Raw genomic sequence first — 17,427 nt, 5'->3', positions numbered from 1 at the left:
ACCACCGGCAGGCGAGGGACAGGTCGCCGAACCCGCTGTTAGCGTTAACACCTTGGAGTGCGCCGCAGGCGGCGGCGTCCTCTGTCGATGCGGAATGCTTCTCCCGAGAGGGCGGGACGGCCGCTGGCCGGCCCGTGAAGCCCTGGCGCGTGGTGCGAGAGCGACGGACGGTCCGTCGCCGGTCACCGTTCCTGTGGTGCGAGCGGGATCCAGACCCTCATCGCTCCGGCGGCCCTGTTGGCCCACAGGAAGTAGGGAATCGCCGGCATGCCGGCCGGCGGCGTCGCCGCCGGTGTGGCGGCGTCGAGCGGCAGGTACAGCTCGTCGTCGGCACTGGACTGCGCGCGTACCGGGGTCAGCAACATCACCGGCGCGATCGGGTGAGCGCCGGTGATGACGCCGATCGGCCCGCAGGCGTCCAGTTCCAGATCTTCAAGGACGATGCCGTCCAGTTCACCGGGCAGGTCGGCCTGTTCCAGGCAGTAGACGAGCGGGCCGCGGGTGAGTGCGACGCTGCCGCGTACCGCGTCGACGCGGTGATGGGCGGCGAGCAGTCGCGGCGGCATGGCCAGGGCGAGTTCGACGCGGTCACCGGGCGACCAGGTGCGGGTCAGCCCAAGGTAGCCCTGGTGACGGACGGCGGTGTCGACCGGTTCGCCGTTGACCGTCAGTTGGGCGTCGGCGCACCAGGCGGGCACACGCAAGGTCAGGGTCCACGGCGCCTCCGTGGTCTCGGTGACCGAGATGGTGACGGTCCCCTCCCACGGATAGGCGGTGGCGACGTCGATGGTGTGCCCACCGGCCGTCACCGTGCCCGGCGCGTACAGGTGCACCTGGAGGCCGCCGGGGTCGCCAGTGGCCGTGTAGGTGTGCAGGGATGCCATCAGCCTGGCGAGGTTGGGCGGGCAACATGCGCAGGAGTACCACGACAGCCGCCGGCCGGGGGCGTCCTCGTCATCGCCGTCGTGGCCGGTGCGGAGCTGCAACGGGTTGGAATAGAAGAAGGCGGTGCCGTCGAGAGCCGTGCTGGCGGCGATCCCGTTGTAGAGGAGCCGCTCCATCTCGTCGGCGTAGCGGGACCGCCCGGTCGCCAGGAGCAGCCGCCATGCCCAGTGGAAGCCGCCGATGGCGGCGCAGGTCTCGGCGTAGGCACGGTCGGGCGGCAGCTCGTATGGGGCGCCGAATGCCTCGTCACGGTGGCGTGAGCCCTGCCCGCCGGTCAGGTAGGTCTTGGCGGCGATCGCCGACTCCCACAGCCGTTCGGCGGCGTTCAGCAGCGCGGAGTCACCCGTCTCGACGGCCACGTCCACGGCGCCGGCCGCCAGGTAGACCTGGCGCACGACGTGGCCCGTCACCTCGGTGGCGTCGCGGACAGGCTGGTGGTCCTGGTAGTAGTGGCGCTGGCGGAAGCGGCTGTCGGGGCCGAGCAGGCCGTGCCCGCGCAGGCCTACGAAGCGTGCGGCGAGATCGAGGTAGGGCCGGTGGCCGGTGACCCGGTAGAGCTCGACGAGCGCGGTCTCGACCTCGGGGTGCCCGTCGAGCGCGTCCACGCCGCCTGGGCCGAACCGCCGCACCAGCAGATCGGCGAAGCGGCGCGCCACCGTGAGGATCTGCTGGACCGCCGGGGTGTCCGAGGCGCTGCGTGCGGCGGCTACGGCGGCCTGGATGAGGTGGCCGGCGCTGTACATCTCGTGGCTGGACGGCAGTTCGGCCCACTGCCGGTCGCGATGGTCGACCTGGTAGTACGAATCCAGGTAGCCGTCGAAGTCTTGGGCCTTCTCCAGCAGTTGGGCGGTGTCGGCGACGAACGCCGAGAATCCGCCGGAGCGGGCGAGTTCCCACAGCGCCGCCTCGAGCGTCTTGTAGACGTCTGTGTCGGCGAACCACATGCCGGCGAAGCCACCTGCGAAGTCACCGGTGACACGGCGGAGGTTGTCGAGATTGCCCTGCGTGTGAAGCCGGCTGATGCAGTGCGGCAAGGTGGCATCGGCGTTGCGGATCTGCCAGCCGCCGAGCAGTCCGTCCGCGCTGAGGCGCACGGCGTCGGCGGGCAGCGGCCTGAGCGCGGAGATCGCCTGGGAGGTGGGCATGGTGGGACCGTACGAAACAGAGTGGGACATGCAGGGGTTCCTCAGTCCTTGACGGCACCGGCGGTCACGCCGGCGGCCACATACCGCTGAGCCACGATGAGCAGCAGCGTCGCGGGGATGGACGCGACCACGGCGGTCGCCATGATGGCGTTCCATTCCTGGTTGTTGTTGCCGATGTAGCGGTAGATGCCGAGCGTGATCGGCTGCTGGGCGCCGCCGCCGTCGAGTGTCGTGGCGAAGACGAAATCCGACCACGCCCACAGGAAGGCGAACAGGCTGACGGTCACGACGGCGTTCCGGCTCACCGGGAGGATCACCGACCAGAACGTGCGGAACGCTCCGGCTCCGTCGATCTTCGCCGCCGCGACCAATTCCGCTGGGATGCCGGACATGAATGCCGTGAAGATGAGCACACCGAACGGGACCGCGATGGTGGAGTCGGCCAGTACCAGGCCCGCGGAGCTGTTGAGCACACCGAGCTTGAGGTAGATGGCGTAGAAGCCCATCGCCATGATGACGCCGGGGATCATCTGGGCGACCAGCAGCACGAAGCTCAGCGTGCCTGCCCCGCGCGGGCGTAGCTTTGCCAGGGAGTAGCCGGCCGGCGCCGACACGATGACGGTGAGCGCGACGGTGCCGAGCCCGATGAGCAGGCTGTTGCCCAGGAAGGGCAGTTGCTGATCGAGCACCGCGCGGTAGCCGTCGAAGGTTCCGTGCAGCGGGAAGAGATGTGGCGGGTCTGCGCGCATGTCGGTGTCCTTGGTGAAGGACACGTTGATCATCCAGTAGACCGGGAACAACATGATCGCGGTCAGCCCGACGCCGACAGCCGTCTTCAGGGAGCGCTTCATCGCAGGGTCCTCCGCTGCATGCGGATGTAGAGCAGCCCGAAGACCATGGCGAGGATGATCAGCAGGTTGCCGACCGCGGCACCCGGGCCGAACGACGGCAACAGGTTGCCGAAACCGAGCCGGTAGGACCAGGTGGCGAGGGTCGTGGAGCCATCGGCCGGACCTCCCCTCGTCATGATCCAGATGATGTCGAAGACCTTGAGCGTATAGATCAGACCGAGCAACAGAGTGATCGCCGACACCGGGCGCAGCAGGGGGAAGGTCACCCGCCAGAACCTGCTCCAGTGCGTGGCACCGTCGAGCGCCGCCGCCTCGTAGATCTCCGACGGGATGGACTGCAGGCCGCTGTAGAGCAGGACCAGGTTGAACGGGATGCCGATCCAGATGTTGGCGATGGTGACCGACGCCAGCGACCAGTCCGGCGAGGTCAGCCAGTTGACGGGGCCGATGCCGAACACGCCCAGGGCGGTGTTGACGATCCCGGAGTCGCTGTTGAGCATCCAGGACCACGTCGAAGCCGAGACGATGAGGGGCAGCAGCCACGGGACGAGGAACAGCGCGCGCAGCGTGGCCGACAGACGGAAGTGCTGGTGAAAGAAGATCGCCAGAGCCATGCCGATCGAGAACTGGAAGACCAGCGAGACTCCCGTGAACACCGCGGTGTGGGTCAACGCCGGCCAGAAGGTCGGGCTGTCGAACACGGTGCGGTAGTTGTCCAGTCCGCTGAACGGCGCGCCACCCTGCACGAAGGAGCGGACCGTGTACCGGTGCAGGCTCAGGTCGAGGTTGCGGTACAGCGGATAGGCGTAGAACGCGATCAGGTAGACGACGACCGGGGCGAGGAAGGCCCAGGCGGTCCACTGCCCGCTCGATCGGGCTCGGGATGTTCGCCCGAAACCGGCCTCCGTCTCCGGCATGGCCGGAACGGAGGCACGGGTTGTGACGTGGGGCGCCATGGTCACTTGGTCGCAGCGGCGGCCGTGGCCTGGGCGGCGCCGAACGCGTCCTGCGGGGACTTCGCTCCGCTCAATGCCGCCTGGAAACCGGTCCACATCGGCTCGGAGATCTTCGGGTACTTGGTGCCGAGGTTGTCGCTGGTGCGGCCCTTCGCGGCCTTGACCGCCTCGACCCAGACCTTCAGTTCGGAGTTGTCCGCCACCTGCTTGGCCTGCACGGTGTCGGTCGCCGCGATGTAGGACAGGGTCGTGTCCGTGGTGTAGGCGTTGTCGGCGTTGGTCAGACAGGCGATCAGCTTTTGGCTGGTGGCGTAGCGGCCGGTGTCGGTCTGCACCGGCGCGGTGACGAACTCACCGCCCGTGGGCGCCGGCGCGGTGCCGCCGGAGGAGGACGGAATCGGGATGATGCCGTACTCGAAGCCGGTCTTCTTCGCGTTCGCCAGTTGCCACGTGCCGTTCTCGGCGAACGCGAACTGCCCGGTGGCGAACTCCTGCCAGCTCGTGGTCTGGGTGTTGTTGATGACTGAGTTCGGCGCGTAGCCGTTCTTGAGCCAGTCCGTCCACAGCTGCAACGCGGAGACGCCCTGCGCCGAGTCGAGCTGGGTCAGGTTCGCGCCGGCGCCCCAGAACCAGGGCAGGAACTGGAAGCTCCCCTCCTCGGTGCCGATCGCCGAGAAGGTGATGCCCTTCTTGCCGGCGGCCTTGACCTTCGCCAGCGCGGCGGTGAGCGACGTCCAGTCCTTGATTTCCGCCGGGTCGACCCCTGCCGTGGTCAGCACAGCCTTGTTGTAATAGAGGGCGAGGGTGTTCGCGCCGATCGGGATGCCGTACGTCTTGCCGTCGAGCTGGCCGGCGGCGAGCAGGTTCGGTTCCACCGCAGAGGTGTCGATCTTCATCTCGTCGGTGGTCGTGAGCACCCCCGCGTCGGCGAGGGTGGACACCACGGGGTTGTCGACGATGAGCACGTCCGGCGAGTTGCCCTGCTGGGCGGCGAGGAGAGCCTTGTTGGTCAGATCCGTGGTGTCGTAGCCGGTGCGCTTGATCGTGACGCCGACGTCGGTGCCGCACTTCTGCAGCAACTTCACCCAATCGGCGCTGTCGTCGAACTGCGGGTACGGGTCCCAGATCGCGTAGGTGCCGCTCGAACCCGAGGAGCCGGAGCCCGACCCTGTGGGCGACCCCGTGCCCGTAGAGCACGCGGCGGCGAGGCAGGCCGACAGTGCGATGGCCGCACCCGTGTGGGTGCGGCGACGCGTGGCATTCCAGGAAGTCATGGCGATCCCTTTGAACGGGGGGTTAGCTATTGGGATTGCGGATCGAGGGTCGTGGTGCCCGGCCCTTCGCGGCGGACGACTTCGGCCTGAACGGAGGTCTGGGGGAACCATCGGTCGTAGATCGGAAAATCAGGAAAACGGTTGCCCTGACGCTAGGCAGCACCTTGCGTGCATGTCAATACCTAGTTACAGTCCCATTAACCGGAAGCTTGAGTGCCATCAGGAAACTATGGAGGAAACACTGGGCAACATCGTTCGCCCCTCCACGATCAGCGAGGTGGCCGCACTGGCCGGGGTCTCCACAGGAACCGCGTCCAAGGCGCTCAACGGTCGCGGCAGCCTGCGGCCCGAGACCCGTCTGCGCGTGCAGCAGGCCGCCGAGCAGCTCGGGTTCGTCGCCAACGCGGCCGCGCGCAGCCTGCACAGCGGGCGCACCTACACGGTGGGCATGATCACGACCGACAGCATCGGGCGGTTCAGCATCCCGCTGATGATCGGCGCCGAGGATGCACTCGGCGCCGGACAGATGTCGGTTTTTCTGTGCGACGCCAGAGATGACCCGATCCGCGAGCAGTACTACGTCCGGACCCTCCTCAGCCGGAAAGTCGACGGGATCATCGTGACCGGCCGGCGTACCCAGGCCCGCACGCCGATCAGCGCGGACCTCCCGGTACCTGTGGTGTACGCATTCATCAGTTCCTCGGACCCGCAGGACTGCTCGGTCGTCCCGGACGAAGCCGATGGCGCACGCCGCGCCATACAGCACCTCCTCGCAATCGGTCGCCGCCGAATCGTCCACGTCACCGGCCCCGAACACCACCATTCGGTAACGGTCCGCGCCACCGCGGCCGCGGAGACTCTGGCCGCAGAGGGGCTCGAGCCTGCGTCCACGACCCTGTACGGCGAGTGGAGCGAGGCTTGGGGTCGCCAGGCTGCAGGAATCCTGCTTTCCACTGGAGCCGACATCGACGCCGTTTTCTGCGGTAGTGACCAGATCGCCCGCGGCGTGGCAGAGGGCCTGCGCGAGGCCGGCCGGGACATCCCCCGCGACGTCGCCCTGGTCGGCTTCGACAACTGGGACGTCATGGTTCAGGGCAGCAGGCCCGCGCTGACCAGCATCGACATGGACCTTGAAGGAATCGGCCGTACAGCCGCCGAGCTACTCCTGGCGGCCGTGAACGGTGACCCGGTGCACGGCCAACGGGCCCTTCCCTGCCGTCTCGTCCCGCGCGCCTCCACCGCCGTGCCGGCCGATCCAGGTCCCCGCAAGTGAACCTTCACGACGCTGTTGGTACAGGCGCTGCCGTCCGGCTGCCCGTCGACCGCCGACATGCCGAAGCCCCGCTGGGCGGCACCGACCGTTGAAATGGAGAACTGCCATGGCAGTTGCGGGAAACGGCCGGGCGGCGGTGATGACCGACGTCGCCCGGTTGGCCGGCGTGTCATCCCAGACGGTGTCGCGGGTGCTCAACGAACATCCTCGCGTGAGCCCCGTCACCCGGGACCGTGTGTTGGCGGCGGTTCGCCAGCTCAACTACCACCCCAACGCGCTGGCGCGGGGCCTGGCCGGGGGCCGCTCGCGGGTCGTCGGCGTGATCAGCTTCAACGCGGACCTGTACGGCCCGGCCGCGACCCTGCTGGGCATCGAGCGCGCTGCCCATGCCGCCGGCTACGGGTTGAGCGTCGCCACGGTGGAACGCGTCGATCACCACGGCGTACTGTCGGCATGCGGAAGGCTGGCCGACCAGTCAGTCGACGGGGTGATCGTCATCACTCCACAGACGACAGCCACCGCAGCACTGCACCGATTACCTCGCGGCATGGCCGCCGTCGCAGTCTCTCCAGACCCCAGCACACCGATACCGGCGATCTCGGTGGACCAGGTCGCCGGCGCCAGGCTGGCGGTCACACACCTGCTGGAACTGGGGCATCGCACCGTGTGGCACGTCACCGGAACCGACGACTCGCTGGACGCGCAAGGACGAGTCGAAGGTTGGCGCGCCACCCTCGACCAGGCCGGCATCACCTCACCGCCTCTGATTCGCGGAGGCTGGAGCGCGCGTTCCGGTTATCGGGCCGGCCTGCAGCTTGCCGAACGCAAGGACGTGACAGCGGTCTTCGCGGGCAACGACCAGTTGGCGCTGGGCATGCTGCGCGCCTTCGCCGAGCGCGGAGTTCGCGTGCCCGAGGATGTCAGCGTCGTCGGCTTCGACGACATCCCCGAGGCTGAATACCTCGTACCTCCACTGACTACCATCCGGCAGGACTTCGGCGAGGTCGGCCGCCGCTGCATGGCCGCCCTGTTGCCACGCATGCGGGCCGATCTTCCGGCAGGCACAACGCACCCAGCACAGGAACCGACCATTCAGCCCACCCTCATCGTGCGCCGCACTTCCACGACGCCGCCCAGGTAGGACCACGAGACGAAACGTCCGCGAGAGGGCGGCGGCGTGATGTGGCGCCCGCAGCTCCCGGCGCTTCAGCTGGTCAAGCACTCAGCATGGCTGCCCTGGGAAGCCAAGGCCGGATCACACTCGGCTCGTTGGACCGGAGGAGCCGTGCTGGAGCGTAAGGAGATCGGTGGCGCCAGGAGGACGTGACGCTCCGGCCCGGCAGGCGAGGAGATTCGCTCGGCAAGAAGTTCCACAGCGCGGTCGGCCAGGTCGGAGATGGGGACGTCGGCCGCGGTCAGGGGTGGGTGGAACTCCTCGGCCCAGTGCCGTCCGACCACCCCGGTGATGGAGATCTGGCCGGGTACCGCCCGGCCGAGGCGGCGTAGCGCGCGTTCCATGCCGGGCAATGCGGCCTCGTTGGCGGTGACGATACCTGTGATCGCGGGGTGGGCGGCGAGAAGATTCTCGACGCAGGCTTCACCGGCCATCGCGTCATCGGGGCAGCAGATCGCGGTCGCGGTGAGGGAGCGCGCGGCTGCGGCGGCGGTGAATCCGTCCAGGGCGCGGCGGGCCGGGCCGTAGCCGGAGTCCAGGAACTCCTGCGGTCGGTTGATGAGGGCGATTGCGCGGTGCCCGAGGTCTGCCAGGTGGTGCACGCAGTTCCCGATGAGCCCCTCATAGTCCAGGTCCACCCAGCAGCCGGTCCCGGCGTCGGCGGTGTGGCCGATCGCCACGAACGGTAGGCCGGACTCGCGCAGCCTGGCTGCCCGCGCGTCTTGCAATCGGACCTCCATGAGGATCACTCCGTCGACCCGGCGGCCGCTGATGATCCGCTCGAACGAGCGGTCGTGCTCACCGCCGCTGGGAGACAGCAGCACATCCAATTCGTGAAGACTGGCTGCCGCGACGACGCCGGCGACGAATCCCAGCTGGATGGGGGTGAGGGAACGTCCCGCAGGGGGGATCACCAGGGCGATGGTGCGGGTACGCCCCTCGGCCAGGGCTCGTGCGTTGGCGTTGGGGCGATAACCGGCCTCGTCGATGACCCGCAGAATGCGCCGACGCGTTGCTTCGGAGACCCTGCGCTTGCCACTGAGGGCGTACGACACGGTGCTGCGCGATACACCCGCCCGCTTGGCGATCTCCCCGATGTTCACTCATTCCCCCGTGCAACCGGCCCATCGTCGCAGGCGCGCTCGAACCGATTCGACACAAGGCTAGGCGGGCCTGACCTCTCGTGTCAAAGCCCCTGTCGTCGCCCCTCGTGGGCGGCGGAGAGCATGAGATAGGCGCCGGCCGTCCAGGTGTAGGCACGGTCGCGTAATCCTGCTCCGGTACGGGCGTCGAAGTTCTCCGCGAACCCCGACCTCTCGCACAACGCGCGGAAGCGCACGCTGATTTCGTCGGCCAGGTCGGTGTACCCGGCACGCCGAAGGCCGTCCTCGATCAGAACGGTCGAGGGTGCCCAGATCGGCCCGCGCCAGTAGCCGTCGTCCTGGTAATGCTCAGAGGTAGGCAACTCGGTGGCGGGCCCGAACGCGGTCAGATGCTTCTCGATCTTTGCGGCCAACGTCGCACGAATCGGTTCGGGGAGTTCCTCCCCCAGCACGATCGGCATGAGGTCGAGCAGGCTGGAACTGGACCAGGTTCGTCCCGAACGTGCGCCCCGGGCGACGAATCGGTCCCCCGCCCACAGCTCGGCGAGCAGCGCGTCTCGCATCCGGTCGGCCGCGGCCGACCAGCCGGCCGCCGCATCGGGATTGGAGAGTTCGGTGGCCAGACGGGCGAGCGCTCGCATCTGGAGCACGAGAAAGGCGGCCAGGTCAGCGGTCTCGACGACGCGCTCAGGGTCGAAGGTGGTGGCGTTGTCCCAACCACTGTCGTTGCCGTGCTGGTAGTGCGCCAGTTCCCTGCCGGGAGCGCGCCGGGCGGTCAGCCAGAACATGGTCCAGCGCTCCAGCAGCCGGTACGTCTCGGCCAGCTCGCCTTTCGGCACCGGGGGCATGTGCCGCAGGGCCCAGCCATGGATCGGTGGCTTGACGAAGTTGTAGAGGATCTCGGAATGGGTGACGGAGTCAGGCAGCGCCCCGGCGACGTCTTGATGGTCGAAGGGCAGCCGAAATTGGTCCCAGGCCAGATCGGGCAGGCCGCCGGACAGGGCGATGGCGTTGAAGCAGTGGTCCCAGCTCCAGACCTTGTCCATCCAGTGCTTGGACATGAGCACGGCGGGTCGGGTGACGAACCCGGCTGGGCGGACCGTGGCGGACCACAGCACGTAGGCGGCCAACTCGGCAGCAGGCGTACGATCGCTGCGCCAGGGCGCCACCGCCGCGGCGAACGCGTCGAATTCGGCCCGCGCCGCCTTGGCCACCTGCTCGAAGGTATCTGCACTGGTGTAGGGGTCGCGGGCGGCCTCGTATTCCTCGATGGCGATCTCCCAGTCGCCGCTCAGGACGACGCCGCGCTCGGCGGCGCCAAGCGTCTGCGCGTTGAGCTGCTCGGTGATCTGCCCGTAGATCAGGGTGATGCGGTAGCGGCGCCCGGTCTGGTAAACGGTGAAGACGAATGATCCGTCGGCGGGATCCTGGTAAAAGTAGGGGCCGCTGAACGGGGTCAGGATGGGATCAGCGGCCAGCAGGCGGAGGCCGAGGCGGTGGCCGCGCAGCCGTACGGTGTCGGGGGTTTCGTAGGCCAGATCGATCCGGCCGCCCTCGCAGCTCCAGGTGAGCTGGTGCGGTGTGGCGGTGATGTCGGTCTCCGCGGTGGGGATCAGCCGCAGGATCGGGTGCATGCCGGTTTGGTGTGAGACCAGGTGCACGTCCTGGGCGTAGGTCTTCTCGGCCACCACGGGTGAGAAGTCGAACCAGGATCCGTGGAAGCTGAACGGGATTTCCCGCAGAGAGAACACCGGGCCTGACGCGGCGACGGTCATGAAAGTGAGGGTCCCTTCTCGGAAGGTCAGTCCTTGACGGCGCCCGCGGTGACACCGGCGGCCACGTAGCGCTGGGCGATGATGAGCAGAATGGTGGCCGGGACGGAGGCGATCACGGCGGTGGCCATGATGGCGTTCCACTGCTGGTTGTTGTTGCCGATGTAGTGGTAGATGCCGAGGGTGATCGGCTGGTGGTCGCCGCCCTGGTCGAGAGTGCTGGCGAAGACGAAGTCCGACCAGGCCCACAGGAACGCGAACAGCGAAACTGTGATGATCGAGTTGCGGCTGACGGGCACCACGATGGACCAGAAGGTGCGGAAAGTGCCGGCGCCGTCGGTGCGGGCGGCCTGGAGCAGCTCCTCGGGAATGCCGGACATGAACGCGGTGAAGATCAGCACCGCGAACGGCACGGCGAGCGTGGAGTCGGCCACTATCAGCCCGGGGATCGTGTTGAGCACCCCGGTGCTGAGGAAGATGGCGTAGAACCCCATCGCCATGATGATCCCGGGAATCATCTGTGCGATCAGCAGCACGAAGCTCAGCACCCCGCCGCCGCGCGGGCGCAGCTTGGCCAGGGAGTACGCGGCCGGTGCCGATACCAGCAGGGTCAGCGCCACCGTGCCCAGCCCGACGACCAAACTCGCGCCCAGGTAGGGCAGTTGCTGGTCCAGGACCGCCCGGTATCCCTCCAGCGTGCCGTTGACAGGAAACCAGCTCGGCGGGCTCTTGCGCATGTCGGTTTCCCGGGTGAACGACACGTTGATCATCCAGTAGACCGGGAACAGCATCACGCCGGTCAGCACCAACCCGATCGCGGTCTTCCAGTACCTCATGTATGGGCCTGCCTTCGCTGCACGCGGATGTAGATCAGCCCGAAGATCAGGGCCATCACGATCAGCAGGTTGCCCACCGCCGCGCCGGGCCCGAAGGAGGGCACCAGGTTCCCGAAGCCCAATCGGTAAGACCAGGTGGCGAACGTGGTGGAGGAGCCGCTCGGGCCGCCCTTCGTCATGATCCAGATGAGGTCGAAGACCTTCAGCGTGTAGACCAGCCCGAGCAGCAGCGTGATCGCCGACACCGGCCGCAGGAGCGGGAAGGTCACCTTCCAGAACCGCTGCCAGCCACCTGCCCCGTCCAGCGCGGCGGCCTCGTAGATGGCCGGCGAGATCCCCTGCAGGCCGGAGTACAGCACCACCAGGTTGAACGGGATGCCGATCCAGATGTTGGCGATGGTCACCGACCACAGCGACCAGTCCGGCGAGGTCAGCCAGTTCACCGGGTCGATCCCGAACGCGCCCAGCACCACGTTGATCACACCGGAGTCGCTGTTGAGCATCCACGACCAGGTCGAGGCCGACACGATCAACGGCAGCAGCCAGGGCACCAGGAACAGCGCCCGCAACGTGGCCGACAGCCGGAAGTTCCGGCTGAAGAACACCGCCAGAGCAAGCCCGATCCCGAACTGGAAGGCCAGTGACACCACCGTGAACACCACCGTGTGCCACAGGGCGGGCCCGAACGTCGCATCGCCGAAGATCTTGACGTAGTTGGCGAACCCGGTGAACGGCGCATCGCCCTGCACGAACGAACGCACCGTGTAGTTGCGCAGGCTCAGTTCGACGTTGCGATACAGCGGATAGGCGTAGAACACCAGCAAGTAGACGGCAACCGGGGCCAGAAACGCCCACGCCGCCCACTGCCCGGACCGGGTTCGCGCCGCCGCTCGGTGGCCTCGGCCCTCCAAGGGGGCGAGACCACCGGCGGCACGGACCTTCGTCTGTGTGACTCGGCTCATGCTTCCTACTGGATGGCGCTCGCCGCCGCGGACTGCGCGGCCGCCATCGCCTCCTGCGGCGACTTCGATCCGCTCAGCGCCGCCTGCACCCCACCCCACATCGGTTCAGAGATCTTCGGGTACTTGGTGCCGAGGTCGTCGCTGGTGCGGCCCTTGGCCGCCTTCACCGCGTCCACCCACACCTTCAGGTCGGGAGTGGCCGCCACCTGCTTGGCCTGCACCGCCTCAGTGGGCGCGATGTAGGAGAGGGTGGTCGTGGTGGTGAGAGAGTTGTCGGGGCTGGTCAGACACGTCACGAGCTTCTGGGAGGTCGCGTAGCGGGCGGTGTCCTGCTGGACGGGGATGCTGACGAACTCACCACCGGTGGGAGCCGGCGCGGTCCCGCCACCCTTGCCGGGCACCGGAATGATCCCGTACTCGAAGCCGGCCTTCTTGGCGTTGGCCAGCTGCCACGTGCCGTTCTCAGCGAAGGCGAAGTCGCCGCTGGCGAACTCCTGCCAGCTGGTCGTCTGCGTATTGTTGATCACAGAGTTGGGGGCGTACCCCTTTTCCAGCCAGTCGCTCCACAGCGCCACGGCCGACACGCCCTCGGCCGAGTCGAGCTTGGTGAGCTGTGCGCCGGAACCCCAGAACCACGGCAGGAACTGGAAGCTGCCCTCCTCGGTGCCGATCGCCGAGAACGTGATTCCCTTCTTGCCCGCGCCCTTGACCTTCTCCAGTGCCGCGGTCAGCGACGTCCAGTCCTTGACCGATGCGATGTCCACTCCGGCCTTCTCCAGGACCCCCTTGTTGTAGTACAGGGCCAGGGTGTTGGCGCCGATCGGGACGCCGTACGTCTTACCGCCGCTCTGTCCCGCCGCCAGCAGGTTCGGTGCGATCGCCGAGATGTCGAGCTTGGTCTCCTCGGTCGTTGTCAACACGCCGGCCTCCGCCAGCGTCGAGACCACCGGATTGTCCACAATGAGCACATCCGGCGAGTTGCCCTGCTGGGCCGCAAGCAGGGCCTTGTTCGTCAGATCGCTCGTGTCATAGCTGGTGCGCTCGACCTTCACCCCGGCCTGAGTGCCGCATGCCTCCAGCAGCTTCACCCATTCAGAGCTCTTGTCATACTGCGGGTACGGGTCCCAGATGGCATAGGTCCCGCCCCCCGCGGCCTGGCTCGCGCTCGACGAGCTCCCACTGCCGGACGTTGACGAGCAGGCGACCAGACCGCCCGCGGTCGCCAGAACCGCCAGACTCACACCGGCCACGCGCCGGCTCCTTGCCGCTGATCTCACTGGGTCTGACCTCCGCTGACAGGCGTTACGCGGCTGTTTTCGATCTAGGTCGAACCGATTCGGCGAACCGGTTCGACCGAACATAGGCCTGGTTCGTCGCACGAGTCAATGGGAAGGGACTTCAGGTTGCCGAAATGTCGCCGCAGGCGTGCGGCCCGCGACACATCCTCGTTACGGAATCCAGTGCCGCGGCGTGCCATGAACCGATTCGACCTACGATGGTCGCGGACCAGCGGATTTGGATGGGGAGTGCGGGTGAACATCGGGGAGATCGCCAGGCGGGCGGGTGTGGCGCGTAGCACCGTCTCCTACGCCCTGACCGGCAAGCGCCCGGTGTCGGAGGAGACCCGACAGCGCATCCAGGCGGTCATCGAGGAGCTGAACTACCGGCCCAATGCGGCCGCTCGGGCACTGAAGGAGGGCAGGACCCGCACGATCGGCCTGGTCATCCCTCCGGCCAGCCAGCGCCTGACCGACATGCAGCTGGGCTTCGTGGCCACGGTCGTCGACGCCGCCGCCCGCGCCGACCTGGACGTTCTGCTGTCACCGTCGGGTGGTGAGCACGAGCGCTCATTCGAGCGCGTCGTCACGGGCCGACGCGTGGACGGCGTCATTCTCATGGAGATCAGGCTGGAGGACGATCGCGTCACCCGCCTACGGCAGAGCGGGCTGCCGTTCGTCGGAATCGGCCGCACCAGCCATCCCGAGGACATGACGTGGGTGGACGTCGACTACGAGACGCTCATCTCCCAGTGCGTGCACCACCTGGCCGACCTCGGCCACCGCGACATCGCGCTCGTCAACCGCTCCGCCGAGCTGGTCGCCGCGGGCTACGGTCCCGGGCATCGTGCCCAGGCCGGCTTCACACGAGCCGTCGCCCAACGCGACCTGCACGGCGTGCACGCCTGCTGTGCCGACGACGCTCAGGCCGGACTGTCCTGCGTCGAACGGCTCCTCGCCGAACATCCCGAACTGACGGCCATCGCCACCATCAACGAGACCGCCATCACCGGCATGTACCGCGCACTGGCCCAGGCGGGCCTAGCCGTCCCCAAGGACTTCTCCATCGCCGGCGTCGCCGCGCGACACTTGGCCGAGAACCTGGACCCACCGCTCACCTCCGCCGACGTTCCCACCATCGAGCTCGGCGCTCGCGCCGTCGAGCTGCTCATCCAGCGCATCGCCGATCCCGGCAGTCCGCACCGCCACCTCCTGGCCGCCCCGCCCATCTCCCTTCGCGGCACCACAGGGCCGGCGAGGCCCCGCGCCTGACCTCGGCTCCTCCCCCGTCGAGCCCTCCTCGAACGACAGCACTGGATCCCTAGGCCCCGCAGGCTTCTGGGTCCACGGCGTCGCATGACGGCTGCATGGCGAGGACGTATCGCGGACATTTCCGGCTCTTGACCATCCCGCCGACACGCGCTTATGGTCCAGTCGAACCGATTCGCCGAATCGATTCGACCTGACCGCATCCCCGAACGGGAAAGGCGCATGGTCACACCCTTGTCTCGGCGGGCACGCGGGATCGTGCCGCACGCCGTCCTCGCCTCCGCACTCGCGCTGACCGTGACCCCGCCGGCCGCGATGTGGGTCGGCCCCTCCACGAAAGAAGGAAGAATGTCAGCTCATCCAAAACGCTCAGTCACAATCAGGCGTCCCGACGGTACAACTGCGGCACACGGCCAGGGCCGAGGCCTGAACGGCAGAAAGCTGCTCGCAACCCTCGGGGCACTGTTCGCTACCGCTGCCTTGCTGGTCAGCGGCCAGCAGTCCGCCACGGCAGACTCGAACGTCAGCTCTGCCGGCGTGAAAGAGCTGACCGTCGATCTGTCCGCAAAGACGAAGCGGTCCGAAGGGGTGGGTCTTGGCATTCTCTATGGCATCACGCAGGACGGGTTACAACCGTCCGACGAATATCTCGACCCGCTGACGATCAACGCCTACCGCAGCGGCGGCTGGTATGCGGGCGGCTGGATCAAGGACAAGTACACCTTCGGACCAGGCACCCAAGCCAACATCGATGCGGTCATCGCCGAGGCGAAGCGATTGCAGCGCCCGCCCCGTCACAAGGTCGAGTACCAGGTCTTGCTCAGTGATGTGTTCGGTTCGACCGGCGGGGCTCCGGCGAACACCCTGTGGCCGTGCACCGACGGCGACTGCAGCAACTGGATCACGTTCATCGACGCGACTGTGGCCCGGCTCCAGGCTTCCCGCCAGGACTTCACCTACGAGATCTGGAACGAGCCCGACCTCAGCATCTTCTGGAAACCGGGCGTCAACACGGCACAGTACTTCCAAATGTGGGACAGCGCCTACCGCGAGATCCGGCGCATCGCCCCGGCTGCGAAAATCGCCGGTCCTTCGTTCGCCTACACCCCTGAGCGACGGCCCGCGCAATGGCAGGCCTTCCTGGCCCACGTCAAGGCCGCGAACACCGTCCCGGACGAGATCACCAACCACGATGAGGGGACCGTGGACGACCCGGTCACCGTCGGCCAGTCCCTGGCGGACGCACTCGACGCCAACGGGATCCCCCAACGGCCCCTCTCGGCTAACGAGTACCAGCCCGCGGATCGGCAGACCGCCGGAGATACTGCCTGGTACAACGCCCGACTGGCTCAGTCGAACTATGCCAACGCCATGCGCGGAAACTGGAGTTGCTGCACCATTCCGAACCTGACCGGGCTGCTCACCAAGACCCCGAGCGGATGGGCGCCCAACGGAAACTGGTGGGCGATGCGAACCTATGCCGACATGACCGGCACGCTGGTCTCCACCTCCGAACAAGTCGGGTCGACCGCGATTTCCGCGTCCGCGGACCCCGCTAAGAAGCGCGCTGTGGCGCTGCTCGGTGACATTCAGGGCGCATACGTCGGGCCGATGGCCGTAACGTTCAAGGGACTGTCCTCGACGCCGTGGCTGGTCCGCGATGGCCTCGTGCACGCCACTGTCTACAGGATCCCTGACAAGGCGCCCCTGTACACGCGCCAGGTTGCCTTCAGCCAAGACGTCAAGGTCCAGAACGATGCCATCACAGTGCCGTTCGACCTCGAGTCGCAGCACGACGCCTACGGCGTCTATCTGTCCTGGACCGAACCACAGGCGATCTCTCTCGACGCCCCGACCACCGTGCGGCCTGGGAGCACCTACACAGTCCCGGTGACGTTCACCAACGGCGGTGTCCAGACGGATCGCGACGTCCGAACGAGTCTTGCCGCCTACACCCCGACCGGCGAGCCGGCCCCCGGATTCACCATCACCTGCGCGGACAATGGCGCGCCGGCGTGCCCAAGCGTGCCCAAGTTGGACTCCGGCCAGAGCACTGTTGTGCAGTACACGATGACGACCTCTGCCGATCTGCCCAAAGGCAACTACCGGTTCACGGCGGCTGCGACGACGAAGTCCGAAGGGCAGGACATCTCCGTGAAGAACTCTGTCGACGCGTTGCTGCAATGTGGGGTCGGGGACGTCTGCGAGGCTGAGGACGGAGCTCTGTCCGGCGGAGCATGCCTGGCCACGGACCATCCCGGGTATACGGGATCGGGCTTCGTCGCATGCTTCACCTCACGGGGGCCGAGCGTGACTCAGCGGATCGTCGCCCAGGATGCAGGAACGTACTCACTGGACCTCCGCTACGCGGCCGGCCCTGACGGTCCGGCCGGCACCCGGAGCGCATCGGTGTCGGTAAACAGCGGAGATCCTCACCAAATTGCACTCCCGCTCACTGGGAGCTGGAATACCTGGAGCGACGCGACCATTCCGGTGCAGTTGGCGGCGGGCATCAACACAATTAGCGTCAGCTATGGTCCAAGTGACGCCGGGTGGTTCAATCTCGACCACATGGTCGCCGACAAGTAGC

13 protein-coding genes are annotated in these 17,427 nt (G+C 67.4%); 4 read left to right on the top strand and 9 right to left on the bottom strand.

The genetic code is table 11. The features are described 5' to 3' along the window. Positions 1-182: 182 nt before the first annotated feature. The 4 genes from Pka01_RS32205 to Pka01_RS32190 are packed head-to-tail and all read right to left on the bottom strand — an operon-like array spanning position 183 to position 5,171. The gene (locus Pka01_RS32205) at positions 183-2,090 is read right to left on the bottom strand and encodes a glycoside hydrolase family 127 protein (RefSeq protein ID WP_203886725.1); all 1,908 of its coding nucleotides are present in this window, start codon (positions 2,088-2,090) and stop codon (positions 183-185) included. 41 nt (positions 2,091-2,131) lie between these two features. After that, positions 2,132-2,941 (bottom strand): carbohydrate ABC transporter permease, encoded by an 810-nt coding sequence (locus Pka01_RS32200; protein WP_203886724.1) that lies wholly within the window; start codon positions 2,939-2,941, stop codon positions 2,132-2,134. Then, on the bottom strand, positions 2,938-3,858 hold the full coding sequence (locus Pka01_RS32195) for a carbohydrate ABC transporter permease (RefSeq protein ID WP_203886723.1): 921 nt from the start codon (positions 3,856-3,858) through the stop codon (positions 2,938-2,940). The genes Pka01_RS32200 and Pka01_RS32195 overlap by 4 nt, the downstream gene beginning before the upstream one ends. 41 nt (positions 3,859-3,899) lie before the next feature. Further along, positions 3,900-5,171 (bottom strand): sugar ABC transporter substrate-binding protein, encoded by a 1,272-nt coding sequence (locus tag Pka01_RS32190; RefSeq protein WP_203886722.1) that lies wholly within the window; start codon positions 5,169-5,171, stop codon positions 3,900-3,902. A 172-nt stretch (positions 5,172-5,343) separates the two neighbouring features. Here Pka01_RS32190 and Pka01_RS32185 point away from each other — a divergent pair, with 172 nt between their 5' ends. Next, positions 5,344-6,444: a LacI family DNA-binding transcriptional regulator gene (locus Pka01_RS32185; protein WP_239115668.1), complete on the top strand. Its 1,101-nt coding sequence runs from the start codon at positions 5,344-5,346 to the stop codon at positions 6,442-6,444. A 106-nt stretch (positions 6,445-6,550) separates the two neighbouring features. Beyond that, on the top strand, positions 6,551-7,585 hold the full coding sequence (locus Pka01_RS32180) for a LacI family DNA-binding transcriptional regulator (RefSeq protein ID WP_203886721.1): 1,035 nt from the start codon (positions 6,551-6,553) through the stop codon (positions 7,583-7,585). Between the two features lie 65 nt (positions 7,586-7,650). On the opposite strand, the gene Pka01_RS32175 is transcribed toward Pka01_RS32180, so the two are convergent. From Pka01_RS32175 to Pka01_RS32155, 5 genes are all read right to left on the bottom strand, one after another. Further along, the gene (locus Pka01_RS32175; RefSeq protein WP_203886720.1) at positions 7,651-8,721 is read right to left on the bottom strand and encodes a LacI family DNA-binding transcriptional regulator; all 1,071 of its coding nucleotides are present in this window, start codon (positions 8,719-8,721) and stop codon (positions 7,651-7,653) included. Between the two features lie 83 nt (positions 8,722-8,804). After that, entirely contained in the window at positions 8,805-10,496 is a 1,692-nt protein-coding gene (locus tag Pka01_RS32170) for an amylo-alpha-1,6-glucosidase (protein ID WP_203886719.1), read from the bottom strand. A gap of 26 nt (positions 10,497-10,522) precedes the next feature. Beyond that, on the bottom strand, positions 10,523-11,329 hold the full coding sequence (locus Pka01_RS32165) for a carbohydrate ABC transporter permease (protein WP_203886718.1): 807 nt from the start codon (positions 11,327-11,329) through the stop codon (positions 10,523-10,525). Continuing rightward, positions 11,326-12,291, bottom strand: a complete 966-nt coding sequence (locus Pka01_RS32160; RefSeq protein ID WP_203886717.1) for a carbohydrate ABC transporter permease — start codon at positions 12,289-12,291, stop codon at positions 11,326-11,328. Before Pka01_RS32160 ends, Pka01_RS32165 begins: the two co-directional genes overlap by 4 nt. A 5-nt stretch (positions 12,292-12,296) precedes the next feature. After that, positions 12,297-13,541 (bottom strand): sugar ABC transporter substrate-binding protein, encoded by a 1,245-nt coding sequence (locus tag Pka01_RS32155; protein ID WP_203886716.1) that lies wholly within the window; start codon positions 13,539-13,541, stop codon positions 12,297-12,299. 282 nt (positions 13,542-13,823) lie between these two features. Between Pka01_RS32155 and Pka01_RS32150 the strand changes: the two genes are divergently transcribed. Both Pka01_RS32150 and Pka01_RS32145 read left to right on the top strand, forming a co-directional pair. Next, entirely contained in the window at positions 13,824-14,840 is a 1,017-nt protein-coding gene (locus Pka01_RS32150; protein WP_203886715.1) for a LacI family DNA-binding transcriptional regulator, read from the top strand. 219 nt (positions 14,841-15,059) lie between these two features. Then, on the top strand, positions 15,060-17,426 hold the full coding sequence (locus Pka01_RS32145; protein WP_203886714.1) for a CBM35 domain-containing protein: 2,367 nt from the start codon (positions 15,060-15,062) through the stop codon (positions 17,424-17,426). The last annotated feature ends 1 nt before the right edge of the window (position 17,427 follow it).

The organism is Planotetraspora kaengkrachanensis, assembly GCF_016862895.1.
Lineage (GTDB): Bacteria > Actinomycetota > Actinomycetes > Streptosporangiales > Streptosporangiaceae > Planotetraspora > Planotetraspora kaengkrachanensis.
This window is presented reverse-complemented; position numbering and strand designations above follow the sequence as displayed.

Excerpts from the sequence above, each read along its gene's own strand:
- Pka01_RS32180 (WP_203886721.1), top strand. The coding sequence starts at position 6,551 with ATGGCAGTTGCGGGAAACGGCCGGGCGGCGGTGATGACCGACGTCGCC.
- Pka01_RS32165 (WP_203886718.1), bottom strand. The coding sequence starts at position 11,329 with ATGAGGTACTGGAAGACCGCGATCGGGTTGGTGCTGACCGGCGTGATG.
- Pka01_RS32195 (WP_203886723.1), bottom strand. The coding sequence starts at position 3,858 with ATGCCGGAGACGGAGGCCGGTTTCGGGCGAACATCCCGAGCCCGATCG.
- Pka01_RS32200 (WP_203886724.1), bottom strand. The coding sequence starts at position 2,941 with ATGAAGCGCTCCCTGAAGACGGCTGTCGGCGTCGGGCTGACCGCGATC.
- Pka01_RS32190 (WP_203886722.1), bottom strand. The coding sequence starts at position 5,171 with ATGACTTCCTGGAATGCCACGCGTCGCCGCACCCACACGGGTGCGGCC.
- Pka01_RS32145 (WP_203886714.1), top strand. The coding sequence starts at position 15,060 with ATGGTCACACCCTTGTCTCGGCGGGCACGCGGGATCGTGCCGCACGCC.
- Pka01_RS32170 (WP_203886719.1), bottom strand. The coding sequence starts at position 10,496 with ATGACCGTCGCCGCGTCAGGCCCGGTGTTCTCTCTGCGGGAAATCCCG.
- Pka01_RS32160 (WP_203886717.1), bottom strand. The coding sequence starts at position 12,291 with ATGAGCCGAGTCACACAGACGAAGGTCCGTGCCGCCGGTGGTCTCGCC.
- Pka01_RS32205 (WP_203886725.1), bottom strand. The coding sequence starts at position 2,090 with ATGCCCACCTCCCAGGCGATCTCCGCGCTCAGGCCGCTGCCCGCCGAC.
- Pka01_RS32185 (WP_239115668.1), top strand. The coding sequence starts at position 5,344 with ATGTCAATACCTAGTTACAGTCCCATTAACCGGAAGCTTGAGTGCCAT.